Origin of the sequence: Pseudomonas sp. EpS/L25, assembly GCF_001512295.1 — a bacterium.
Classification (GTDB): Bacteria; Pseudomonadota; Gammaproteobacteria; order Pseudomonadales; family Pseudomonadaceae; genus Chryseomonas.
In genome coordinates this window covers 157,572-179,113 of record NZ_LNUP01000016.1, presented here as the reverse complement: position 1 = coordinate 179,113, position 21,542 = coordinate 157,572, and the positions used below count along the sequence as shown (strand labels likewise).

The 21,542-nt window shown below is 66.2% G+C and carries 24 protein-coding genes; 12 read left to right on the top strand and 12 right to left on the bottom strand.

Going from position 1 to position 21,542, the window contains the following annotated elements; all coding sequences use genetic code 11:
* Positions 1–27 precede the first annotated feature (27 nt).
* The 4 genes from hemJ (at position 28) to coq7 (ending at position 2,393) form a co-directional block, all read left to right on the top strand.
* Complete coding sequence (gene hemJ / locus AR540_RS21320) at positions 28–453, top strand: protoporphyrinogen oxidase HemJ (RefSeq protein ID WP_059231895.1); 426 nt, start codon at positions 28–30, stop codon at positions 451–453.
* A 41-nt stretch (positions 454–494) separates the two neighbouring features.
* On the top strand, positions 495–1,283 hold the full coding sequence (locus AR540_RS21315) for an SDR family NAD(P)-dependent oxidoreductase (protein WP_059231893.1): 789 nt from the start codon (positions 495–497) through the stop codon (positions 1,281–1,283).
* A gap of 81 nt (positions 1,284–1,364) precedes the next feature.
* A complete protein-coding gene (locus tag AR540_RS21310; protein ID WP_017642985.1) occupies positions 1,365–1,706 on the top strand; it encodes a histidine triad nucleotide-binding protein in 342 nt (113 codons plus the stop codon).
* Positions 1,707–1,745: 39 nt separating this feature from the next.
* Positions 1,746–2,393, top strand: a complete 648-nt coding sequence (gene coq7 / locus AR540_RS21305; RefSeq protein WP_059231891.1) for a 2-polyprenyl-3-methyl-6-methoxy-1,4-benzoquinone monooxygenase — start codon at positions 1,746–1,748, stop codon at positions 2,391–2,393.
* A gap of 60 nt (positions 2,394–2,453) precedes the next feature.
* Here the strand turns inward: coq7 and pcaG are convergent, their stop codons facing one another.
* The 3 genes from pcaG to pcaQ form a co-directional block, all read right to left on the bottom strand.
* The gene (gene pcaG / locus AR540_RS21300; protein WP_059231889.1) at positions 2,454–3,065 is read right to left on the bottom strand and encodes a protocatechuate 3,4-dioxygenase subunit alpha; all 612 of its coding nucleotides are present in this window, start codon (positions 3,063–3,065) and stop codon (positions 2,454–2,456) included.
* 11 nt (positions 3,066–3,076) lie between these two features.
* Entirely contained in the window at positions 3,077–3,802 is a 726-nt protein-coding gene (gene pcaH / locus AR540_RS21295) for a protocatechuate 3,4-dioxygenase subunit beta (protein ID WP_059231886.1), read from the bottom strand.
* Positions 3,803–3,901: 99 nt separating this feature from the next.
* On the bottom strand, positions 3,902–4,825 hold the full coding sequence (gene pcaQ, locus AR540_RS21290) for a pca operon transcription factor PcaQ (RefSeq protein ID WP_059231884.1): 924 nt from the start codon (positions 4,823–4,825) through the stop codon (positions 3,902–3,904).
* A 117-nt stretch (positions 4,826–4,942) separates the two neighbouring features.
* On the opposite strand from pcaQ, the gene AR540_RS21285 reads away from it, so the two are divergent.
* The 5 genes from AR540_RS21285 (at position 4,943) to AR540_RS21265 (ending at position 8,130) form a co-directional block, all read left to right on the top strand.
* Entirely contained in the window at positions 4,943–5,635 is a 693-nt protein-coding gene (locus AR540_RS21285) for a TetR family transcriptional regulator (protein ID WP_059231882.1), read from the top strand.
* 98 nt (positions 5,636–5,733) lie between these two features.
* On the top strand, positions 5,734–6,234 hold the full coding sequence (gene ureE / locus AR540_RS21280) for an urease accessory protein UreE (RefSeq protein ID WP_059231880.1): 501 nt from the start codon (positions 5,734–5,736) through the stop codon (positions 6,232–6,234).
* A complete protein-coding gene (locus AR540_RS21275; RefSeq protein ID WP_059231879.1) occupies positions 6,231–6,902 on the top strand; it encodes an urease accessory protein UreF in 672 nt (223 codons plus the stop codon). Before ureE ends, AR540_RS21275 begins: the two co-directional genes overlap by 4 nt.
* 11 nt (positions 6,903–6,913) lie before the next feature.
* Positions 6,914–7,528 carry an urease accessory protein UreG gene (ureG, locus tag AR540_RS21270; protein ID WP_059231877.1) on the top strand — a complete coding sequence of 205 codons (615 nt, stop codon included), beginning with the start codon at positions 6,914–6,916 and terminating at the stop codon, positions 7,526–7,528.
* A gap of 29 nt (positions 7,529–7,557) precedes the next feature.
* The gene (locus AR540_RS21265; protein ID WP_059231875.1) at positions 7,558–8,130 is read left to right on the top strand and encodes a HupE/UreJ family protein; all 573 of its coding nucleotides are present in this window, start codon (positions 7,558–7,560) and stop codon (positions 8,128–8,130) included.
* Between the two features lie 17 nt (positions 8,131–8,147).
* Here the strand turns inward: AR540_RS21265 and AR540_RS21260 are convergent, their stop codons facing one another.
* Together AR540_RS21260 and AR540_RS21255 are read right to left on the bottom strand one after the other, a co-directional pair.
* A complete protein-coding gene (locus AR540_RS21260; RefSeq protein ID WP_059231873.1) occupies positions 8,148–9,404 on the bottom strand; it encodes a hypothetical protein in 1,257 nt (418 codons plus the stop codon).
* A gap of 10 nt (positions 9,405–9,414) precedes the next feature.
* Positions 9,415–11,043: an ArnT family glycosyltransferase gene (locus tag AR540_RS21255; RefSeq protein ID WP_059231871.1), complete on the bottom strand. Its 1,629-nt coding sequence runs from the start codon at positions 11,041–11,043 to the stop codon at positions 9,415–9,417.
* A gap of 401 nt (positions 11,044–11,444) precedes the next feature.
* Here AR540_RS21255 and AR540_RS21250 point away from each other — a divergent pair, with 401 nt between their 5' ends.
* The 3 genes from AR540_RS21250 (at position 11,445) to AR540_RS21240 (ending at position 13,536) form a co-directional block, all read left to right on the top strand.
* Complete coding sequence (locus AR540_RS21250) at positions 11,445–11,972, top strand: DUF3455 domain-containing protein (RefSeq protein WP_059231870.1); 528 nt, start codon at positions 11,445–11,447, stop codon at positions 11,970–11,972.
* A 329-nt stretch (positions 11,973–12,301) separates the two neighbouring features.
* A complete protein-coding gene (locus AR540_RS21245; RefSeq protein ID WP_059231868.1) occupies positions 12,302–12,829 on the top strand; it encodes a sigma-70 family RNA polymerase sigma factor in 528 nt (175 codons plus the stop codon).
* Positions 12,826–13,536: an anti-sigma factor gene (locus AR540_RS21240; protein ID WP_059231866.1), complete on the top strand. Its 711-nt coding sequence runs from the start codon at positions 12,826–12,828 to the stop codon at positions 13,534–13,536. The genes AR540_RS21245 and AR540_RS21240 overlap by 4 nt, the downstream gene beginning before the upstream one ends.
* Here the strand turns inward: AR540_RS21240 and AR540_RS21235 are convergent.
* From AR540_RS21235 to AR540_RS21205, 7 genes are all read right to left on the bottom strand, one after another.
* Positions 13,533–14,291, bottom strand: coding sequence for an SDR family oxidoreductase (locus AR540_RS21235; protein WP_059231864.1), 759 nt, complete (start codon positions 14,289–14,291; stop codon positions 13,533–13,535). The genes AR540_RS21240 and AR540_RS21235 overlap by 4 nt on opposite strands.
* Positions 14,292–14,541: 250 nt before the next feature.
* The gene (gene lhpI / locus AR540_RS21230) at positions 14,542–16,263 is read right to left on the bottom strand and encodes a cis-3-hydroxy-L-proline dehydratase (protein WP_059231862.1); all 1,722 of its coding nucleotides are present in this window, start codon (positions 16,261–16,263) and stop codon (positions 14,542–14,544) included.
* A 2-nt stretch (positions 16,264–16,265) separates the two neighbouring features.
* Entirely contained in the window at positions 16,266–16,982 is a 717-nt protein-coding gene (locus AR540_RS21225; RefSeq protein ID WP_059231860.1) for an ABC transporter ATP-binding protein, read from the bottom strand.
* Positions 16,979–17,854 (bottom strand): ABC transporter ATP-binding protein, encoded by an 876-nt coding sequence (locus AR540_RS21220; protein WP_059231858.1) that lies wholly within the window; start codon positions 17,852–17,854, stop codon positions 16,979–16,981. The genes AR540_RS21225 and AR540_RS21220 overlap by 4 nt, the downstream gene beginning before the upstream one ends.
* Positions 17,851–19,131 carry a high-affinity branched-chain amino acid ABC transporter permease LivM gene (gene livM, locus AR540_RS21215; RefSeq protein ID WP_059231856.1) on the bottom strand — a complete coding sequence of 427 codons (1,281 nt, stop codon included), beginning with the start codon at positions 19,129–19,131 and terminating at the stop codon, positions 17,851–17,853. Before livM ends, AR540_RS21220 begins: the two co-directional genes overlap by 4 nt.
* 3 nt (positions 19,132–19,134) lie before the next feature.
* On the bottom strand, positions 19,135–20,049 hold the full coding sequence (locus AR540_RS21210; RefSeq protein WP_059231854.1) for an ABC transporter permease subunit: 915 nt from the start codon (positions 20,047–20,049) through the stop codon (positions 19,135–19,137).
* A gap of 96 nt (positions 20,050–20,145) precedes the next feature.
* Entirely contained in the window at positions 20,146–21,267 is a 1,122-nt protein-coding gene (locus tag AR540_RS21205; RefSeq protein WP_059231852.1) for a branched-chain amino acid ABC transporter substrate-binding protein, read from the bottom strand.
* Positions 21,268–21,542 lie beyond the last annotated feature (275 nt).

Sequence of the window (21,542 nt, the reverse complement as noted above, 5' to 3'; positions counted from 1 at the left end):
ATGCCGCCTGATAAGGAGAACGCCCCGATGCTCTATCTTTGGTTCAAAGCCTTTCACCTGATCGCCCTGATCTGCTGGTTCGCCGGCCTGTTCTATCTGCCGCGCCTGTTCGTCTACCACGCCCAGAGCAGCGATACCGTGAGCCATGAGCGTTTTTGCCTGATGGAGCGCAAGCTGTACCGGGGCATCATGTTGCCGGCGATGATCCTGACGCTGGTGTTCGGCATCGGCCTGCTGGTGATCAATCCGAGCTGGATGACCCAGGGCTGGATGCACACCAAGCTGGCCCTGGTGGTGGTGCTGATCGGCTATCACCACGTCTGCGGCGCCACGCGCAAGAAATTCGAGCGGGGCGAGAACAAACGCAGCCACGTGTTCTATCGCTGGTTCAACGAGGTGCCGGTACTCATCCTCATCGCCGTGGTCATCCTGGTGGTGGTCAAACCTTACTAGATCCGGTCGCGTCCCGACGTCTCGGTCCTGGAGAAAGCAGTATGCAGCGTTATGCCCTGGTAACCGGTGCTTCGTGCGGAATCGGCCTGGCCTTGGCCGAAGCCCTGGCGCGGCGTGGTCAGCCGCTGATCCTGCTGGCACGGCGCAAGGACAAACTGGAGAGCATCGCCGCCGAACTGGCCCAGCGGTTCGACGTGGAGGTGCTGTACCGGGTCTGCGACCTGGCGGAGCCGCTGCATCTGACCGGGCTGCTGCACGAGCTGGAGCAGAGCGAGCGGGCCATCGGGCTGCTCGTCAACTGCGCCGGGATCGGTAGCGGCGGGGACTTCCTGGAAGCCGACTGGCCGCGGGTACAGGAGCAGTTGGAGCTGAACATCCTGGCGCTCACTCGCCTGTGCCATGCCCTGGGCCAGCACATGGCGATCCAGGGCGGCGGCCAGATCCTCAACGTGGCCTCCACCGCGGCCTTCCAGCCGATTCCCTACCTGAGCAGCTATGCGGCGACCAAGGCCTATGTGCTGCACTTCTCCGAGGGTCTGCGCGAGGAGCTCAAGAAGCGCGGCGTGTCGGTATCGGTGCTCTGCCCCGGCCCGACGCGCACCGCCTTCTTCAAGAATGCCGGGTTGCAGACCGGGCGCATGGAACAGAGCAAGCTGCTGATGTCCGCCGAGGAGGTCGCCCTGGCGGCGATCCAGGGACTGGAGCGGCGCCAGGCGGTGATCGTGCCCGGTTGGCGCAATCGCCTGGGCAGCCTGATGCCACGCTTCTTCCCGCGCTCGCTGGTGCGTTCGGCCGCGGTGCGGATCGGCAAACTCTTTCAACCCGCGTAAGGGTGATCCCGCCAGCGGTACCTGCCTGCGGGCGGTAGCCGCTGGTACACTCGGGGTCTATTCAGCCAGCAGGAGATCGACGTGGATTGTCTGTTCTGCAAGATCGTCGCCGGGGACATTCCGGCCAAGGTGCTCTACGAGGACGATCAGGTCATGGCCTTCCATGACATCGCCCCCCAGGCGCCGGTGCATTTCCTGGTCATCCCCAAGAAGCACATCGCGACCCTGCACGACCTGAGCGAGGCCGACGACAAGCAGCTCGCCGGGCACATCCTCTTCACCGCCCAGCGCCTGGCCCAGGAGCAAGGCTGCGAGGAAGGCTTCCGCGTGGCGATGAACTGCAACGCCCTGGGTGGCCAGACGGTCTATCACATCCATATGCACGTGCTGGGCAAGCGGCAGATGACCTGGCCTCCGGGCTAAGGGTCGTTTCGCCTTTCCCCATCCACCAAGGAGATCACCATGGGCTCCACCCGCCAGTATTCCCCGTTCGATCGGCTGCTGATCCAGGCCGATACCGCGCTGCGCACCCTGACGCCCTTCAGCGGCGCGCCGACCCGCAGCTCGCCGGCGATTCCGCTGAAGGATGCCGAGCTGAGCGACGAGGAGCGTCGCCACGCGGCCGGCCTCATGCGGATCAACCACACGGGCGAGGTCTGCGCCCAGGCGCTGTACCAGGGCCAGGCGTTGACCGCCAAGCTGCCGGAAGTCCGCGAAGAGATGGAGCGCGCGGCGGACGAGGAGATCGACCACCTGGCCTGGTGCGAACAACGCATCCGCGCCCTGGGTGAACGACCCAGCCTGCTCAACCCGCTGTTCTATGGGCTGTCGTTCGGCATCGGCGCCGGGGCCGGCCTGATCAGCGACCGCCTGAGCCTGGGCTTCGTCGCGGCGACCGAAGATCAGGTCTGCCGTCACCTGGACGAGCACCTGGAAAAGCTGCCGGCGGCCGATGCCAAGTCGCGGGCGGTGCTGGAGCAGATGCGCATCGACGAGGAACAGCACGCCGAGCACGCCCTGGCGGCCGGCGGCTGGCGCTTTCCCACGCCGGTGAAGTACGGCATGAGCCTGGTGGCCAAGGTGATGACCAAGACCACCTATCGCATCTGACCCCAGATTGCGGCCATGAAAAAGCCCTGCCTAGGCAGGGCTTTTTGCTGTCTGCCTCGTTCAGATATCGAAGAAGACGGTTTCCTGCGAGCCCTGTAGGTAGATGTCGAAGCGATAGGCCAGGCGGCCATCGATCTTGCAGCGACGGGCCAGCAGGGTTGACCGACGCTCAGGCTCCGGCAGGTTGTAGACCGGGCAGCGGGCGTTCGCCTCGGCTTCGTCGTCGAAGTAGAGACGTGTCTGCAGGTGGATGTTGATGCCGCGAGCGAACAGGGTGACGTTGATGTGCGGCGCCATGGGCTGGCCGCGCTGGTCGACGACCTGGCCGGGCTTGACGGTATGCAGGGTCCAGTCGCCGGCGTCGAAGGTGGTGGCGGTGCGGCCGAAGCCGTTGAAGGCCTTCTCCACGTCATAGACCGGATCGTATTTCCCTTCGTGGTCGGCCTGCCAGAACTCCAGGAAGGAGTCGCGCACCAGGTTGCCGTTGCCATCGAACACCTGGCCGGTGAGCAGGATGTGCTCGCCGGGAGCGCCGGGCTTGGCCAGCTGGTTCCAGATCTCGACCTCGCGGGTGGGGTTGCCGGCGGCAGCCAGGGCCAGGCCGATGTGGACGTAGGGCCCGGCGGTCTGGGAGGGGGTTTCCGGCAGCAAGGCTTGGTGATTGGGCGTCATCTCGGGCGTCCTCAGTGGTGTTCGAAGAACGTCTGCCGCGCACCGCGGGTGACGATGTCGAAACGATAGGCCAGGCAGTCCATGGGGTTGGCCATGCTCATGTCCAGGCGGGCGATGAGGGTCTGGACGGCATCCGGATTGGCGATGGCCTTGACGATGGGGCACAGCGGGATCAGCGGATCGCCTTCGAAGTACAGCTGGGTGATCAGCCGGGTGGCGATGGCCGGGCCCATGACCGAGACGTGGATGTGCGCCGGACGCCAGTCGTTGCTGCCGTTGCGCCAGGGATAGGGACCTGGGCGAATGGTGCGGAAGACGTAGTTGCCCTGGCTGTCGGTGCGGGTCCGGCCCACGCCGCCGAAGTTGGGATCGAGCGGCGCCAGGTAGACGTCGTTCTTGTGCCGGTAGCGACCGCCAGCGTTGGCTTGCCAGATCTCCACCAGCGAATTGGGTACCGGCTTGCCGAACTGGTCGCGCAGGGTGCCGAACAGGATGATGCGCTCGCCCTGGGGCAGTTGACCGGTACCGAAGTTGAGCAGCAGGTCGTTGTCGTGCGGCCCCATGGGCAGGCGCGAGAAATCCGGACCGGTGCGCTCGGAGGCGGTCTGGTGCTGCAGGCTCACCAACGCCTGACGTGGCGAGCGTGGAATGGAGGACTTGTAGGCAGGGGTATAAGCCTGGGGATGCCAGGTGCGATCACGGGCGACGTAGCGAACGTCGTGGGGCTTGTTATGCATTGGAATGCTCCACGGAAGGATCGGGCCAAGGGGTGGCTGATCCCAGTGTGGCGCAGCGCGGCCGCGGATTGAATTGAAAGCTGCGCCACAGCCCATAACCTAATGGTTAAGTGTCAATTCCCCAGCCACCTCGCGCAGCACGTCGCAGAATCTCTGGGTAGCCAGGGACAGGGGCACGCTGCCGTTGCGGCAGATGCCGACCGAGCCACCCGCTTCACATACGCCCAGCTGCACCTCGACCAGCTCGCCGGTCGCCAGGTCGCGGCGTACCGCATCCAGCGGCGCGATCCACAAGGCATCGCTCTGGCGCACGTACTGGCGACTCAGGGTCGGTGACAGGGTCTCCAGTCGCTGGGGACTGAGCGGAATGCCGCACTGCACGAACAGGCTTTCGGCATGGCGGCGGATGGTGGTGCCGGGCAACGGCAGCACCAGCGGATAGCGCGCCAGGGTCGCCAGGTCGGCCGGCAGGGCCTGGCTGAGCGGGTGCTGCGGGCGGACCACCAGGGTCAGGGCCTCGGTATAGAGGTGCTCGAAATTCAGGCCATGGATGTCGGGGCTGTCGGTCATGCGGCCGACCACCAGATCCAGGTCGCCGACGCGCAATTGCCCGAGCAGGTAGGCGCTGGGGCCGGTGGCGACGTTGACGATCAATTGCCGGTACCTCTCATGCAGCCGCGCCAGGACCTCGGGCAGTACCTGGCTTTCCACCGTCGACAGGACACCGACCCGTACCAGGCCACCCGCCTCGCCGCCACGCACCAGTTGCATGCCCTCGCGCAGGGCCTGGACGCAGGGGCCGGCGTGGCGCAGGAACAACAGGCCCGCCTCGGTGAGCGTCACCTCGCCCTTGCCGCGCTCGAACAGCCGCACCTCGAGGATGTCCTCGAGTTCGCGGATGGTCTTGGAGATGGCCGGCTGGGATACGGCGATGGCATCGGCCGCCTTGGCGAAACTGCGCTGCTGGGCGATCTCCAGGAAACACAGCAGGTGGCGAAACTTGATGCGGTTGTCGAGATTCATGGCGCTCTGCAGGGTGGGCCTGGAAGCAGAGACTACCACCCAGCGGTCGCGGTAAACCCTTGCAGTCAGTCGGGGCTTCCTTTGTTACAGTGCCGCCTTGCCTCCTGGAATCTCCCCATGTCGATTCGTGCCCAGCAGAAGCTGCAAACCCGCCAGGCGCTGCTGGAATCGGCGCGTCTACTGATGAACAGCGGTCGTGGCTTCGGCAGTCTCAGTCTGCGCGAGGTGAGCCGCCAGGCCGGGATCGTCCCGGCGGGTTTCTATCGCCATTTCGCCGACATGGAAACCTTCGGTCTGGCGCTGGTGGCGGAGGTAGGCGACACCTTCCGCGACGCCCTGCGCCAGGTAAGACACCACGAGTTGCAGCAGCGCGGCATGATCGAGGCCTCGGTGGAGATATTCCTCCGCGCCGTGCACGACAACCGCGACCAGTTCCTCTTCCTCGCCCGCGAGCAATACGGCGGTTCCCTGGCCGTGCGCCAGGCCATCGCCGAGCTGCGCCAGCGCATCACCCAGGATCTGGCGCGGGACCTGCTCGCCCTGGGCCGGCTTCCGCACCTGGTACCCGCGCAGATCGATGTGCTGGCCGACCTGGTGGTGAAGACGGTGTTCGCCACCCTGCCCGAACTGATCGATTCGCCACCGGAGTTGACGCCACCACACCTGTGGCCCGCGGCAAAGATGGTGCAGCAGCTCAAGCTCATCCTGATCGGCAGCAAGCACTGGCGGCGCGCGGAGAACAAGGACGCACCAAAAGAAAGCATTGACCGCCTGGCGAATGCGATGATGCACCAAATAAAGGCAAACTGATCGTCCGGTCAGCTTTCCTCGCCCCTTGCAGCAGCCGAATCCGGCCTTTGGCAGGCCCCTTGCTGTAGTGCACGACTATAACTGCCAAGAGTTTTGCCATGCTGGTCATCCATAACCGTTGCGCGACCCGGGATACCTGGGACGCCGAACTCCATCTCACCTTCGATGCCCGCAGCAAGAGTCGCCTCAGAGCGACGAGCAGTGCGGGTGAAGATGTCGGCCTGTTCCTCGAACGCGGTCAGCCTCCGCTGGCCGATGGCGACTTTCTCGAAGCCCGCGATGGCCGCATCGTGCGCGTCGTCGCCCGGCCGGAAAAGCTGCTGCACGTGACCTGCGCCAGCGCCTTCGAGCTGACCCGCGCCGCCTACCACCTCGGCAATCGCCACGTGGCCCTGCAGATCGGCGATGGCTGGCTGCGGCTGCTGGACGACTATGTGCTCAAGGCCATGCTGGAGCAGCTCGGCGCCCAGGTCAGCGAGATCGAGGCGGGCTTCCAGCCCGAGCATGGCGCCTACGGTGGCGGCCACCACCACTCGCATCACGGCGAGGAAGGCTTCAACTACGCACCCAAGCTGCACCAGTTCGGCGTCCGGACGTGAAGGTGCCCTTTGCCCTGCTGCGCCTGGCCAGCCCCCAGCTGCCCATCGGCGGCTACAGCTACTCCCAGGGCCTGGAACTGGCCATCGACAGCGGCCTGATCCGCACCGCGGCGGACGCCGAGGCCTGGCTGCGCGACAGTCTCGAGCTCAACCTGGCGCGCTTCGAGGCGCCGCTGCTGCTGGCCCATTGCGAGGCGGCGGCGGCGGGCGACTGGCTGCGGCTGAGCGAGCTCGCCGACCGCCACCGCGCCAGTCGAGAGACCGCCGAATTCCAGCTGGAAAGTCGCCAGACCGGCTATTCACTGGCGCAGCTGTTGCTCGGCCTGCCGGAGCTGGATGAAGACAGTCGCCGGCTGCTGGCCGAGCTGGCGCCAACCTTCGCCCTGGGCTGGGCCCTGGCGGCCCGTAGCTGGGCGATCGCACCGCGCGCCGCGCTGGATGCCTGGCTGTGGACCTGGCTGGAAAACCAGTTGGCGGTGCTGATGAAAACCCTGCCGCTGGGCCAGCAAGCGGCCCAGCGGCTCACCTCCATCCTGTTGCCGACCCTGGCCGCCGCCGCCGAGCAGGCCGCTGATCTGCCCGAAGCGGCCTGGGGCGGTGCCCCCTTCGGCCTCGCGCTCACCAGCATGGCCCACGAGCGGCAGTACAGCCGCCTGTTCCGTTCCTAGGAGATCTGCAGATGACTACCCAACCCCTGCGCGTCGGTATCGGCGGTCCGGTCGGCTCCGGCAAGACCGCCCTCACCCTGGCCCTCTGCCGCGCCCTGCGCGAACGCTACAACCTGGCGGTGGTGACCAACGACATCTACACCCGCGAAGATGCCGACTTCCTGGTGCGCAATGAGGCCCTGGCGCCCGAGCGCATCCTCGGCGTGGAGACCGGTGGCTGCCCGCATACCGCCATCCGCGAAGACGCCTCCATCAACCTGGAGGCCGTGGACCAGCTCAACCGGCGCTTTCCCGGCCTGGACCTGATCCTGGTGGAATCCGGTGGCGACAACCTCTCCGCCACCTTCAGCCCGGAGCTGTCCGACCTGACCCTCTATGTCATCGACGTTTCGGCCGGCGACAAGCTGCCGCGCAAGGGTGGCCCCGGCATCTGCAAGTCGGATCTGCTGGTGATCAACAAGGTCGACCTGGCCGAGATGGTCGGCGCCTCCCTGGACGTCATGGATCGCGACACCCGCAAGATGCGCGGCGACAAGCCCTTCGTCTTCAGTAACCAGAAGACCGGCATGGGCCTGGAGGAGATCATCGCCTTCATCGAAAAGCAGGGTCTGCTGACCGCCGCCTGAGTCCGGGATTTCACTCTCAAGGAGCCACCATGAAACACGCCAAGATCCTCGCCACCGCCGCCCTGCTGCTCGCTCCGGCGCTGGCCTTCGCCCACCCCGGTCATGCCGAGAACGGCCTGGCCGCCGGGGTGCTGCATCCGCTGACCGGTCTCGACCATCTGCTGGCCATGCTCGCCGTGGGCCTCTGGGCCGCCCAGCAGCAGGGCAAGGCGCGCCTGGCACTACCCTGCACCTTCGTCGGCACCATGCTGATCGGTGGCCTGCTGGGCTTCACCGGCATGGAGATGCCCTTCCTGGAGACCGGCATCGCCGCCTCGGTGCTGGCCCTGGGGCTACTGGTAGCCCTGGCTGCCCGTCCGCCGGTGGCCGCTGCGGCCGGCCTCACCGCCGCCTTCGCGCTGTTCCACGGCGTGGCCCATGGCCTGGAGCTGCCGGAAATGGGCAATCCCTGGGCCTATGCCGCCGGTTTCGTCGCCGCCACCGCCGCCCTGCATGGCCTGGGCTATGCCATGGTGCGCTACCTGCCCCAGGCGGCAGCGCCGCTGGTACGACTCGCCGGCGTCGCCACGGCCGTGGCCGGGGGCTGGCTGTTAGCCGCCTAAGCCTTTTAAACAGGCTCTCAGGCGATCCCCAGCTGCTGGCGCAACCGCGCCAGCACGCTCTCGTCCGCCACCGTCGGCAACAGCGCGGTATAGCCGCCAAAGCCGGCGAAGCGCGTGGCGAAGTCCATTTCCAAGACGAATCGGTTATCGAACTGCGGCGACGCCAGGGGCGCCAGCACCTCGGCGGAATAGGTGTCGCGCGGGTCGCTGCCCAGGCGCACGGGCAGGTCGCCGCTCTGCTGGCGATAGGCGACCCACGGCGAATAGGTGAAGGCTTCCAGCCGCCCCCGCGCCAGGTCCAGCTCCAGCAGGCGCAGCAGGCCGTTACCGCCGGCGTACTCGGTCTGGTAGTTGATCAGCAGGAGATCCACCGGATGGCCGAAGTCGTTGGCCAAACGCAGGTGACCGCTGCCGTGGTTGTGTCCATTGAGCGTGAGGAAGATCTGGTCGTTGCGCCGGATCAAGCGATTCCACAGCCGCACGCCCGTGTCGTTGCGCCGGTTCGAGAGTACTGCCTGGCCGTTCACCAGGTCGACGATGTTGTGCGAGGCCAGGATGGTGGGCAGGTGCGGATAACGATCCAGCACCGACTGGGCCCAGGCCAGTGACTGCTCCGACGGGAACCAGTCCAGGGTCAGCAGCAGGAAGCCCTGGCCGAGGGCCACGAAGCGATGGGCTTCGTTGAGACCGGTGGCGTCGCGTTCGAGGAAGGTGCTCTGCCGCGCCGCCCGCTCCGGACTGAAGTATTGGGTGAACAGCTCGCTGCCGTCACGCAGGCGATCCTCGGTGTAGAGTGCGATGACATCGTGATCGCCGGTCATGACACTGTAGGGCAGACCGGCTCGCTCCAGACGTGCCATGGCCTGGCTGGCCAGGCGCCATTCACCGTGTTGCTCGGCATCCTCGACCAGGTCACCCAGGTGCACCACGAAGGGCATGTTCAGCGCCCCGGCGTTCTTCGCCAACCAGTGGGTCTGGGCGTGAAAGGCCAGCGCGGGTGGATAGCCGAGTCCTGGATAACGGTCCACCCGCTTGCCGGTGCGCGTCATCTCGAAGTTGTTCTCGCTGTAGTACTGGGTATCGGGCAGCACCCCGAGGACGAAGCTGCTGGCCGAAGCCATGGGCTTCACCGGAGTGAACCTATGGTCCTCGAACCAGAGGGACCGGCGCTCTGCCAGGCCATAGCCCTGGGTCGGCTTGCAGGCGGCCAGCAGCGGCAGACCGGCCAGGGCCAGGCACAGCCGGCGACGATGAAAATCGGGCGAGTCGGTCATGGCGCGGGCCTCAAGGCAGGTAGTAGGCCTGCCAGCGATTGTCATTGAAGCGGCCATCCAGCACCGGCTGGCGGCGGCCCAGCGGGGTACCGGCCAAGGCCGCCTGGCTGTCGGCGTCGAGCAACACGTAGGCGGGCCGGGCGACCTGCGCCAGTTGCCCGGGCTGGCCAACGTCGACGAACACCGGCATGGGCACGTCGTAGTCGAGATTCATCAGGTAGCGGAAGGCCTTGGTGTCCTGGCCCAGGCCGAAGAACACCAGTTGGCCCGGCTCGCCTTGACGCAGGCTCTCCAGGCGAGTGACGAAGGCGCGGGTGTCGTAGCGCAGCGCCTGCATCGGGTCCAGCGCCAGCACCACCAGCAGCCATTGCGCCAGGGCAGCGGCGGCCAGCGGCATGCCCAGCTGGAAGGCGCCGCGCTCGCGCCAGGCCGCCAGCAGGGCGAACAGCGCGAGGATGCCGAAGCCTCCCAGCAACAGGCGCAGGTCCAGTGGCGGCCACCAGCCGGCGGCCTGGAGCTTCGGTTGCTGCAATTTGACCAGCACTCCGAGCACCACTGGGAAGATCACCAGCAGGGGCAGGAACAGTCGCCGTACCCAGGCCAGCACCCCCTGGCCCTGCAACAGCACCCAGGCACCGAGGGCAGCGCAGGCCGGGATCGCCGGCAGGATGTAATAGGGTTTCTTGAACGTGGGGATCGACAACGCCACCACGATGAGCACGGCGAAACCGGCCAGTTGCACCAGCAGGCGACTCTCCACCTGCTGCTGGCGCAAGAGCCAATGGCGCCTCAGGGTCGGCAAGGCGAGCAGCGCCAGGGGAAAGGCCGGGGCGTAGCGATAGAGGCCCAGTTGCAGGAAGTACCACCAGGGATAGCCCGCGCCGTCGGTGTCGTCCAGCCGACCGGACACCTGCATGCGGATCACGTCCTCGACGAAGGGCAGCCCCCCGGTATGCCAGGCCAGGCCGAACAGCACGGCACAGCACAGCGCCAGCAACAGCGCCCCGGTCAGCCCGTAGCCGAAGCTGCGCCGCCAGTCGCCCTGCAGCAGCCAGTAGACGCAGACCACGCCACAGGGCTCGATCAGCCCCAGTGGCCCGCGCACGGCGAAGCCCGCCGCCAGGTACAGGAAGACCAGCGCCCGCCGCCGGGGCAGGCCGCGCTGGTCGGCGCTCCACAGCAGGTAGAAACAGCCCAATGCCGCCAGGGTGACGAACTGGTCGAGACAGATGGAGCGGGCCTTGGCGAGAAAGCCGTTGGTGAGCAACAGCACCAGCACCGCCAGCAGCGCCCACCGCCGCGAATGGCTGGCCAGCAGCCGATAGAGCAGGCCGACGATAGCGGCCGAGGCCAGAGCGGTGGGGATCACCGTGGCCAGCCGATTGACCTCGCCGAAGAGGTGGGCGATGACGTTGATGAACAGTGTCGAGGTGGCGGGATAGTCGGGATAGGGCTGCCCGTAGCTGGTCGGGAAGGCACTGACCCCATGGCGGAACATCTCCTGGGCGAACAGCGCGAAGCGGCCGTCGAAACCGATGAAGGGTTGCTCCCAGAGGCCCAGGGTGAACAGGGGTACCGCCAGCAGACACAGCGCCAGACTTTCGAGGCGCAGACGCGCCGGGCTCGGGATGGACGACACGCGGCAGGACTCCGGCTGGCTGGGGAAGAGGGCGCAAGACCCGGCGCCACTATCACCGAATAACCTTAGGGATCGCTGAAACCAGCCTGACGGCGGGCTGACAGGAGCCGCATGACAGAGCGGTTCAGCAGTGAGGCGGTCGCGACTATGCCGATGGATTGAAAATTTTTGATGACAGCTGCATCCAAAGCGCCGGCTGCCGGGTATAGCCCCTACAGTCCAGCCGACTGTGCCCCTCTCTGAGCCTGTTCAAAGTCTCGCGAGCTAGAGCCAAACAAGGCGAAAAGGCCTGAGGAAGCGGAGTTTACGAGTGGTAAATGAGCATTCCGAAGGCCTTTTCAACGCCGTTTGGCCGACGCGCAGCAGACTTTGAACAGGCTCTCTCAATCCGGAGCAAGCGCATGAACAACATCTCCAGCCGTTGCAGCATCCTGGTCCTGACCGCCTGCCTGAGTGCCCCGCTACTGGCACAAAGCGAATTGCCCGAGGCCGTTCGAGTCCCCGCCGGCAACAGCCAGATGCTGGAAACCGTGGGCAAGGGCACCATCGTCTACGAGTGCCGCGACAAGAAGGACATGCCTGGCCAGACCGAATGGTTCTTCGTCGGCCCCAAGGCCGACCTGCATGACCGCCAGGGCAACCTGGTCGGCCGCTACTACGGACCGCCCGCCACCTGGGAGGCCACCGATGGTTCCAAGGTGGTCGGCAAGCAACTGGCCATCGCCCCCGCTGGCGCAGGCAACCTCCCCTATCAACTGGTGGAAGCCGCCCCCGCCGACGGCAAGGGCGCCTTCCAGGGCACGACCTACATCCAGCGCACCGCGCTCAAGGGCGGCGTCGCGCCGGCCAAGGCCTGCACCGCGGCCAACAAGGGCGAGCGCGAGACCGTGAATTACCAGGCCGACTATCTGTTCTGGAAGAAGGGCTGAGATCCTGTTCATGATCTGCTGCGCGTCGGCCAAACCGCGTTGAAAAGGCCCTGGAAGGCCAGCCCCGCCTGGGCGGCCCCGTCGCCATGCTCATTTACCACTCGTAAACTCGCGCGCGAGGCCGGTCCGCTTCCTCAGGCATTTGATTCGCTGGCGCACACCCTGCGGGCCAGCCGTTAGTTGTTACTCCCGATGGTCGTTGCGCTTGCTTGGCTATAGCTCGCGAGATCGTGAACAGGCGCTGAGGTCCAGGGGGACAGCCGGGGGCGGATCGGCTAGGCTCGGCTGATCCGGTCGCCACCCTGGCGTCCCCAGCCTGGCGCGCCCTCGTGACCGACCGCCCCTACGACCCTGCCGCCCTGCTCGCCGCCTGTGCCCGGGGCGAGCGCGCCGCTCTGCAGCGGCTTTACCAGAACGAGGCGCCCCTGTTGCTGGGCGTCGTCCTGCGCCTGGTGCGCGATCATGGTCTGGCCGAGGACATCCTCCACGATGCCTTTCTGCGCATCTGGCGCGGCGCCGTCGGTTTCACCCCGGAGCGCGGTTCGGCGCGGGGCTGGATGTGCAGCGTGGCACGCAACCTGGCGCTCAACACCCTGCGTGATCGCCAGCGCCTGGTGCCCCTGGCCGAGGAATGGGACCCCCTGGCCGAACACGCCGACCCGCTGCGACAGGCCGAGGGCAGCCGCCTGGAAGGCTGCCTGCAGAACCTGGAAACGCCGCGTCGCGAGGCCATCCTGGCGGCCTACCTGGACGGCTGCTCCCATGGCGAGATCGCCCAGCGCCTGCAGGCGCCGCTGGGTACGGTGAAGAGCTGGATCACTCGCGGTCTCAAGGCGCTGAGGGAGTGCATGACATGAACGGCGACGCCACCCTGCCCCCTGACGATGACCGCGAGCGCCTGGCCGGCGAATACGTGCTCGGTACCCTGGACGCCGAGCAGCGCCGTCGCGTGGAGGTTGCGCTGGCGACGGACGCCCTGCTGGCCGCCGCCGTGGCGCGCTGGGAGGCGCGGCTGCAGCCGCTGGCCGAGCGGGTGCCACCCGTCGAGCCCGGCGCGAATCTGTGGCCGCGCATCGAGCGCAGTCTGGATGAGGCCGACACGCGGGTCATCATCCGGCGCGAGTCGCTGTGGCAACGGCTGGCGCTCTGGCAGGGCCTGAGTGCGGCAGGACTGGCCGCCAGCCTGGTGCTCACGTCGCTGTTGCTGATGCGTCCGGTCCCCACGCCAAGCTACCTGGTGGTGCTGGCAGCGCCCAGCGATCGGACGCCGGGCTGGGTGATCCAGACCGCCAGTGCCCATGACCTGCAGCTGATTCCCCTTGGGCGCGATGCCGTGCCGAGCGGCAAGACCCTGCAATTCTGGACCAAGGCCGATGCCTGGCAGGGCCCGGTGTCTCTGGGTCTGGTCCAGCCCGGGCGTACCCTGCAGGTGCCGCTGGACCGGCTGCCGCCGCTGGAAGCCAACCAGCTGTTCGAACTCACCCTGGAAGACCAGGGCGGCTCGCCCACCGGTCGACCCACCGGGCCGATCCAGTTCATCGGCCGGGCGGTCAAGGTGCTCTAGCCCTGGCGGTGGATGTTGAAGTTGCTGAACGCCTGGCAGGTCGCCATCAGCTGGATGCGATTGATGTTGACATGCCTGGGCTGGTTCAGCGTCCAGTGGATGGACTCGGCGATGTCGTCCGGCGTCAGGGGTTCGGTGCCGGCATAGACGGCATCGGCCTTGGCCTTGTCGCCCCCGAAACGCACCACAGAGAACTCGCTTTCCGACAGGCCCGGCTCGATGTTGGTCACCCGTACCCCGGTGCCCAGGAGGTCGGATCTCAGGCTCAGGCTGAATTGCTTGAGGAAGGCCTTGGTAGCGCCATAGACGTGACTGCCCGGATAGGGATAGTCGCCTGCGACCGAGCCCAGGTTGACGATACCGGCACCGGCGCCATGGGCGATCAGTCGCGGCAACAGCAGGCGGGTGCAATAGAGCATGCCCTTGATGTTGGTATCGACCATGGTGTCCCAGTCGTCCAGGTCGCAGCTCTGGGCGGGCGTGTTGCCCAGCGCCAGACCGGCGTTGTTGACCAGGGCGCGCAGCTGGTTGAATTCCTCCGGCAGGCCGGCGACCGCGGCTTCCACGGCCGCGCGATCCTGGACGTCCAGCACCAGCGGCAGCACCTTGGCCTGCCCGGACAGTTCCTCGGCCAGGGCGTGCAGGCGATCCTCACGGCGGCCGGTGATGACGATCGACCAGCCGTCCTTGGCGAAGCGGCGAGCGGTGGCGGCGCCGAAGCCGGAGGTGGCGCCGGTGATGAAGATCGAAGACATGAAAGATTCCTTCTGCGAGGGAGTTTGGCCGAGGCCCACGATAGCTCAGGGTCATGGGTCAGGCGAATACTCAGATCGCCGGGAATCCAGCGGATCAGTTATAACGCCTTGGTATTGCACGGTTTTCCGCGCCCTGGCGATTTTTTGAGCAGTTCCCGCCAGGCCAGGTGCCCTGGGCCTCACGACCGGCTATGCCAAGCTTATCCACAGGACGATCCACGGAATTCCTGTACAGAACTCGGACCGGGCTTCAGGTGGATAAGTCCGCGCGGATCAGCCAGGCGGGCAGCTCGGCCGGCGCTAGTCCGGTGCAGGCCGCTTCGACACAGGCAGCCAGTCCGGCGAAGCGCAGATCGCGACCAGTGAGGCCTGGTCCGTAATGAGCGAACTTGCCGGAATTGGTCAGCAGGGTACGCGCCTGGGGCGGCACCAGGGGCTCACCGAGCATGCACCAGCAGGTGTCACCCACCAGTTGGACGCCAAAGGCCTCCAACTCCGCCAAGGTGCCGTTGCGTTCGGCCTTGGCGCGTACTTCACGGCCGAGGGTAATTACCACGGCTACCCCGGGATGCCGGTGCCGTCCCCGGCACAGCTCGGCCAGGCGCTGGCATTCCTCGGCGGAAAAATGTGGATTGCCCAAAGCGATCAGCTGCACGTCGCGAGCGGTGGCGCTGTCCAGTTCGGCCCAGGCCTGGCGCAACGCCACCAGATCTATGTCTTCGATCGCCAGTTCAGGTGCGGCGACCGCGGCCAGGGTCGGCGCCTCGGGCGTCACCCCGACCAGATGGAACAGCGGTGCCGCCGAGGTAGTGGCGAAGGCGGCACCGAAGGCCTTGAGATCGTCGCGACTGGGCTGGCTGTTTTCCAGACCCAGTACCGCAGGGATCCGTGTGGGCGAACGCAGGCCGATCCAGTAGCCGAGCAGTGGATAGAAGGCGTCGTCATGCCCCTCGGGCACTCTGACCCGGAAGACCTTGGCCGCGCGCCGACCACTGTCCAGATGGCAGCCGGCCAAGGGTGCGCGACCCGTCAGGGCGGTGCAGATGTCGAGGAAGTCGGCGTATTTCTGGGTACGCGCACCGAGCACGCTGTTGGCGAAGACCACGGCATTGGATTCGGCCCAGACCACCTGCTCGCCCAAGGCTGGAGCGCTGTCCAGCAGATAGGGCGCGCAGGTAAAGGTAGGCCGGCAGCCCAGGGCCACATAGGCCTCGGCCAGGGCACTGGCCGGCTCGCCCAGCACCGGATCGACGCCCTGCTCGCGCCAGCGGCGCTGATCCACCGATACCGCGTTGAGACTGGTAGGTACCTGTACCCGACCGCCCCACGCTACCAGCCGCTGGGCGAACGCGAGGCTGGCCGGACCGGTGTAGATGCAGCCGTCGATGTGCGCCTGGGTGATGTCGAGCAATTCGCGGGCGCCTTGCAGACGCGCCATGCGCACCAGGATCTTCATGGCCGCCTGGACGGCCTGACCCTGGGCACCGGCCAGCTTGGCCTGGTCGGTCGCGCTGAGCTGGAGTTCAGCGCTGTCATCCGGGTGACTTCCGGGAAAGACACGCCCCGGCACGCCGATCCAGCCGTCGCTCACGGCGATTTCATCGTGCTCGGCTAGCGTCGCGAAGGCCTCGGCACCCAGGCTGACCACCGGCAACGAAAGACCGAAGAGCTCTTCCGCGACGATGGCCCCCAGGCTGAGGATCTCGTCGGGCTCGGCCAACACCAGCGCTGCCGGTCCGCGTCCCGCCAGCAACAGCTCCAGCAGCACGGCGCTGCCGGTGCAGGAGCCGCGACCGCTGGGAATGGCCAGGATACGCCCGGCCAGTTCCAGGCCGTGCAGCGGGTGATGGCGATCGATCACCCGGCCACTGCCCGGATCGACGCCACCCCAGAAGCTCAGGCCCAGGGGCGCCCAGGCCAGGCGGCCCTGGGCCCGGCCCGCGACCAGGGATCGACCGCGGATCGCGTCCACCGCTAGTGGCCGCCCAGGTAGGCTTCGCGCACCTGGGGATTGGCCAGCAGTTCCTGGCCACTGCCGGTCATGCGGATCTCGCCGGTGACCATCACATAGGCGCGGTCGGACAGGCGCAGGGCATGGTTGGCGTTCTGCTCCACCAGGAAGATGGTCATGCCGCTCTGCGCCAGCTCGCGGAGGATCTGGAAGATCTGCTTCACCACGATGGGCGCCAGGCCCAGGCTGGGTTCGTCGAGCAGCAGCAGCTTGGGTCGCGCCATCAGCGCCCGGGCGATGGCCAGCATCTGCTGCTCGCCGCCGGACATGGTCATGGCGCGCTGGTTGCGACGCTCCTTGAGGCGCGGGAAGAGGTCGAACATGCGCTGCATGTCCTCGTCCACCCAGCGGGTGCCGATGGGGATGGTCCCCATCAGCAGATTCTCCTCGACCGTCATGTCGGGAAACACGTGGCGCCCCTCCGGCGACTGGGCGATGCCGTTGGAGGCCACGTAGTGGGCGTTCTTGCGGGTGATGTCCTCGCCGCGGTAGAGGATCTGTCCGTTGCGCGCCTGGGGCTGGCTGAAGATGGACATCAGCAGGGTGGACTTGCCGGCGCCATTGGAGCCGATCAGGCTCACCGTCTCGCCTTCGTTGATGGTCAGGGAGACGCTCTTCAGCGCCTGGATCGGCCCGTAGAAGACGTCGACGTTGCGGAATTCCAGGATCGGCGTGGTCATGCCACCTCCTCTTCTTCGGCACCCAGGTAGGCGGCGATGACCTTGGGATCGTTGCGGATGTCGGCCGGCAGGCCGCGGGCGATGACCTGGCCATGGTCCAGCACCACGATGTGGTCGGAGATGTTCATCACCATGCCCATGTCGTGCTCGATCAGCACCACGGTGATGCGGTGCTGGTCGCGCAGCAGGCTGATCATCCCCGCCAGGGCTTCGGTCTCGGCCGGATTGAGACCGGCGGCGGGTTCGTCCAGGCAGACGATCTCCGGACGGGTGCACATGGCGCGGGCGATTTCCAGGCGACGCTGCTGGCCGTAGGAGAGCTCGCCGGCCAGGCGGTTGGCGTGATCGACCAGGTCCACCACTTCGAGCCAGTAGAAGGCCGTGTCCAGGGCCTTTTCCTCGGCGCGGCGATAGCCAGGGGTGTTGATAATGCCGGTGATCAGGTTGCGGTTGCACTGCATGTGCTGCGCCACCAGCAGGTTCTCCACCACCGACATCTCCTTGAACAGGCGGATGTTCTGGAAGGTACGGGCGAGACCGGCGCGGTTCACCAGGTGGGTGCCGCCGAACATCTTGTACCAGAGCCGGCTGCCGAACTGCACCGGATTGACGAAGTCGGCGGCCCGGAAGCGCTCGCCCATGATCTTGCCGACGCGGGTCGAACGACCATCGGCGGTATCCAGGCGAATCTCGCCATCGGTGGCCTTGTAGAAACCGGTCAGGCAGTTGAACACCGTGGTCTTGCCGGCGCCGTTGGGACCGATCAGGGCGGTGATGGAGTGCCGTTTGATATCGAAGGACACGTCCGACAGCGCCTTGATGCCACCGAATCTCATGCCCAGACCGCTCACGGTCAGAATGTTGTCGCTCACGGCGCCACTCCCTTGCGAATCGCGAAGCCACTACGGGCGATACGGATCAGGCCACGCGGCCGCCACATCATCATCACCACCATCAGCACGCCGAACACCAGCATGCGGATGTCGCCGAATTCACGCAGCAGTTCGAACAGCAGGGTCATGACGAAGGCCGAGACCACCACCCCGACGGTGGAGCCCAGGCCGCCCAGCACCACGATGGCCAGCACCAGCACCGACTCGAAGAAGTTGAACGAGGCCGGGTTGATGAAGCCCTGGTAGGTGGCGAAGAACACCCCGGCCAGGCCCGCGGTGGAGGCGCCGATCATGAAGGCCGAGAGCTTGACCAGCACGTGGTTCAGACCCATGGCGCGGCAGGCGATCTCGTCTTCGCGCAGGGCTTCCCAGGCGCGACCGACCGGCATGCGGGTCAGGCGGTGCTTGATGTAGAGCACCAGCAGCACCACCAGGAACAGCACGGTGTAGATGAAGATCATCGTCGCGTTGGGGTTGTAGCTGATGCCCAGCAGCTCATGGATGGGCACCCCGCCCTCCTTCGCCCGGCGTCCGAACTCGATGCCGAAGAAGGTCGGCGAAGGCGCGGCGATGCCGTTGGGGCCCTTGGTCACTTCCAGCCAGTTGTTGAGCACCAGGCGGATGATCTCGCCGAAGCCGAGGGTGACGATGGCGAGATAATCCCCGTGCATTCGCAAGACCGGGAAGCCCAGTATCGCCCCCGCCACCGCGGCCATTACCGCCGCCAGCGGCAGCATGGTCCAGAAGCCCAGCCCCAGGTACTGGTAACCCAACGCCAGGCCGTAGGCGCCGATGGCATAGAAGCCGACGTAGCCGAGGTCGAGCAGACCGGCCAGGCCCACCACGATGTTCAGGCCCAGGCCCAGCAGCACGTAGATCAGGCAGAGGATGATCACCGTCAGCCAGTACTTGGTGGCAAGGAAGGGAAAGGCGATGGCCACCAGGATGATGATGGGCAAAATGAATCTGAGGTTGGACTTGTGTCCCGGCGGCAGCACGTGGACGCCACCGTCGTTGCGCTTGAAGGACTCGATCCAGTCGCGCCCCTTGGTGGTCTGGCCGAACAGGCTGAGCAGGAAGCGGCCGGCCATGACCACGGCGACCATGACGCCGACCCGGCCGGGCTCGAGGTTGTAGCCGTAGCCATCGAGCACGATGCCGACGATGGGGCCGAACAGGATCAGCGAGACCAGGCCCACCATGAGGGTGTCACGCAGCACGACCTTGAGGTCGAAGGAGGAAGACGTCTGACTCATGGATTACACCTTCGTGACCTGGGGTTTGCCGAGCAGCCCCTGGGGCCGGAAGATCAGGATCGCCACCAACAGCGAGAAGCTGAAGACGTCCTTGTAGTCCGAGTTCACCAGGCTGGCGAACTGGGCTTCGGAGATGCCGAGGATGATGCCGCCGAGCATGGCGCCGGGCAGCGAGCCGATCCCGCCGAGCACCGCCGCGGTGAAGGCCTTGATGCCGATGATGAAGCCGGCATAGAAGTCGAAGGTGCCGTAGTTGAGGGTGATGAGCACCCCGGCCAGCGCCGCCATGGCCGCGCCGATGATGAAGACGTAGGAAATCACCCGGTCGGTGTTGATGCCGAGGATCTGCGCCATCTTGCGATCCTGCTGGGTGGCCCGGCACATGCGGCCGAGGGTGGTCTTCTGGATCACGTAGGTGAGCAGGCCCATGCCGATGATGGACGCCAGGATGATGAAGATCTTGGTGTAGGTGATGATCACGAAGCCATCACCGATGTGCAGGCGCAGCGCACCGTCGAGCAGCGTCGGTACCCCCTGCTGGCGCGCGCCCTGGGCGAGCTGCACGTAGTTCTGCAGGATCAGCGACATGCCGATGGCGGAGATCAGCGGGGCCAGGCGCGTGGAGTTGCGCAGCGGCTTGTAGGCGATCCGTTCGATGGCCCAGCCGTACACGGAGGTGACCACCACGGTGAAGATCAGGGTGCCGAGGATCAGCACCGGGAAGGAATGCAGGCCGAAGACGCTCAGCACGGCGATGCCGATGGCGGCGAGATAGGCCGACACCATGTACACGTCGCCATGGGCGAAGTTGATCATGCCGATGATGCCATAGACCATGGTGTAGCCGATGGCGATGAGTCCGTAGACCGAGCCCAGGGTCAGGCCGTTGACCAGTTGTTGCAGGAAGATACCGTCCACGTTTGCAGTCTCGCGCTGGATGGATGACGAGGGCCGCCACCCGCCGCCTCGTCCTGGGGCGGAGACGAGACGGCGGCTGGCGGATTCACGCGAGGATCAGGGCAGCTGGTGGTACTTGCCCTTGTCGTCCCATTCGTACATCACGTAGTCGGAGACCTTGAGGTCGCCCTTGCTGTCCCAGCTCTTCTCACCCAGGACGGTGTTGACGCTGTGGGACTTCAGCCATTCGGCGGCCTTGGCGCCGTCGGTGCCCTTGATGCCGTTGAAGGCAGCGGCCACGGCTTGCAGGGAGGCGTAGGAGTAGAGGGTGTAGCCCTCGGGCTCGTAGCCGGCCTTGCGCAGGGTTTCCACCACGGTCTTGCCCGCCGGGTTCTGCAGCGGATCGGCGCCAAAGGTCATCAGCACGCCCTTGGTGTACTGGGGACCACCGGCGGTGGTGACCAGGTCGGCGGAGACGATGCCGTCGCCGGAGACGAACTTGGCGGTCACGCCCTGCTCCCGCATCTGGCGGACCAGCGGGCCGGCCTCGGGGTGCAGGCCGCCGAAGTAGACCACGTCGGCGCCGGAGGCACGGATCTTGGTGACCAGGGAGTTGAAGTCCTTCTCGCCGCGGGTCAGGCCCTCGTAGAGCACCTCTTTCACGCCGCGCTTGTTGAGCTGCGCCTTGGTGGCATCGGCCAGGCCCTGACCGTAGGTGTCCTTGTCGTGGATGATGGCGACCTTCTTGGCCTTGAGCACGTCGACGATGTAGTCGCCGGCGACGATGCCCTGCTGGTCGTCACGACCGCACATGCGGAACACGCCCGCCAGGCCACGCTCGGTGATCTTGGGGTTGGTGGACGCCGGGGTGATGGAGATGATGCCGGCTTCGTCGTAGATCTCCGAGGCGGGCATGGTGTTGGACGAGCAGAAGTGACCGATCACGGCCTTGACCTTCTCGGAGTCCACCAGGCGGTTGGCCACGGCCACGGCCTGCTTGGGCTCGCAGGCGTCATCGCCCTGCACCAGCTTGATCTTCTCACCATTGATGCCACCGGCGGCGTTGATGTCCTCCGCGGCCTGGGTAGCACCCTTCCAGAACTGCTCGCCGTAGGCGGCGCTGGCCCCGGTGTAGGGACCCGCCACACCGATCACGATGTCGGCATGCGCCAGGGAGGAGAGAGTGAACGCAGAACCGATAGCGAGAGCCAGAATGCCTTTTCTGTAAATCTTCGACATGGGAGGTTTGCTCCAGAGGGTGGTTGGCCTTTTCGCCGGAGCAAAGCCTGTGCCATCACCCATCTGTGTGCACCGTGCACAGGCGATTTGCCACCGATGCAGCGAGCGAAGGGCCCTGTCGGCTGCGGCTGAGGCCGCAGCCAGTGCACCCTGGGCGCTCTTGAGACTTTGGTCGTAGGCCACTGATAAGTCAGAGTAAAGCGCCCTGTCGATGACGACCCCCACCGAAAGGCAGCAACGTTTGTTACCTGATCGCAACCCGGTTGCACCTGTTT

Bases quoted from the DNA above. Each gene is read 5' to 3' on its own strand.
- hemJ (WP_059231895.1), top strand. From the start codon at position 28: ATGCTCTATCTTTGGTTCAAAGCCTTTCACCTGATCGCCCTGATCTGC.
- AR540_RS21315 (WP_059231893.1), top strand. From the start codon at position 495: ATGCAGCGTTATGCCCTGGTAACCGGTGCTTCGTGCGGAATCGGCCTG.
- coq7 (WP_059231891.1), top strand. From the start codon at position 1,746: ATGGGCTCCACCCGCCAGTATTCCCCGTTCGATCGGCTGCTGATCCAG.
- pcaG (WP_059231889.1), bottom strand. From the start codon at position 3,065: ATGACGCCCAATCACCAAGCCTTGCTGCCGGAAACCCCCTCCCAGACC.
- pcaH (WP_059231886.1), bottom strand. From the start codon at position 3,802: ATGCATAACAAGCCCCACGACGTTCGCTACGTCGCCCGTGATCGCACC.
- pcaQ (WP_059231884.1), bottom strand. From the start codon at position 4,825: ATGAATCTCGACAACCGCATCAAGTTTCGCCACCTGCTGTGTTTCCTG.
- AR540_RS21285 (WP_059231882.1), top strand. From the start codon at position 4,943: ATGTCGATTCGTGCCCAGCAGAAGCTGCAAACCCGCCAGGCGCTGCTG.
- ureE (WP_059231880.1), top strand. From the start codon at position 5,734: ATGCTGGTCATCCATAACCGTTGCGCGACCCGGGATACCTGGGACGCC.
- ureG (WP_059231877.1), top strand. From the start codon at position 6,914: ATGACTACCCAACCCCTGCGCGTCGGTATCGGCGGTCCGGTCGGCTCC.
- AR540_RS21265 (WP_059231875.1), top strand. From the start codon at position 7,558: ATGAAACACGCCAAGATCCTCGCCACCGCCGCCCTGCTGCTCGCTCCG.
- AR540_RS21260 (WP_059231873.1), bottom strand. From the start codon at position 9,404: ATGACCGACTCGCCCGATTTTCATCGTCGCCGGCTGTGCCTGGCCCTG.
- AR540_RS21250 (WP_059231870.1), top strand. From the start codon at position 11,445: ATGAACAACATCTCCAGCCGTTGCAGCATCCTGGTCCTGACCGCCTGC.
- AR540_RS21240 (WP_059231866.1), top strand. From the start codon at position 12,826: ATGAACGGCGACGCCACCCTGCCCCCTGACGATGACCGCGAGCGCCTG.
- AR540_RS21235 (WP_059231864.1), bottom strand. From the start codon at position 14,291: ATGTCTTCGATCTTCATCACCGGCGCCACCTCCGGCTTCGGCGCCGCC.
- AR540_RS21225 (WP_059231860.1), bottom strand. From the start codon at position 16,982: ATGACCACGCCGATCCTGGAATTCCGCAACGTCGACGTCTTCTACGGG.
- livM (WP_059231856.1), bottom strand. From the start codon at position 19,131: ATGAGTCAGACGTCTTCCTCCTTCGACCTCAAGGTCGTGCTGCGTGAC.
- AR540_RS21205 (WP_059231852.1), bottom strand. From the start codon at position 21,267: ATGTCGAAGATTTACAGAAAAGGCATTCTGGCTCTCGCTATCGGTTCT.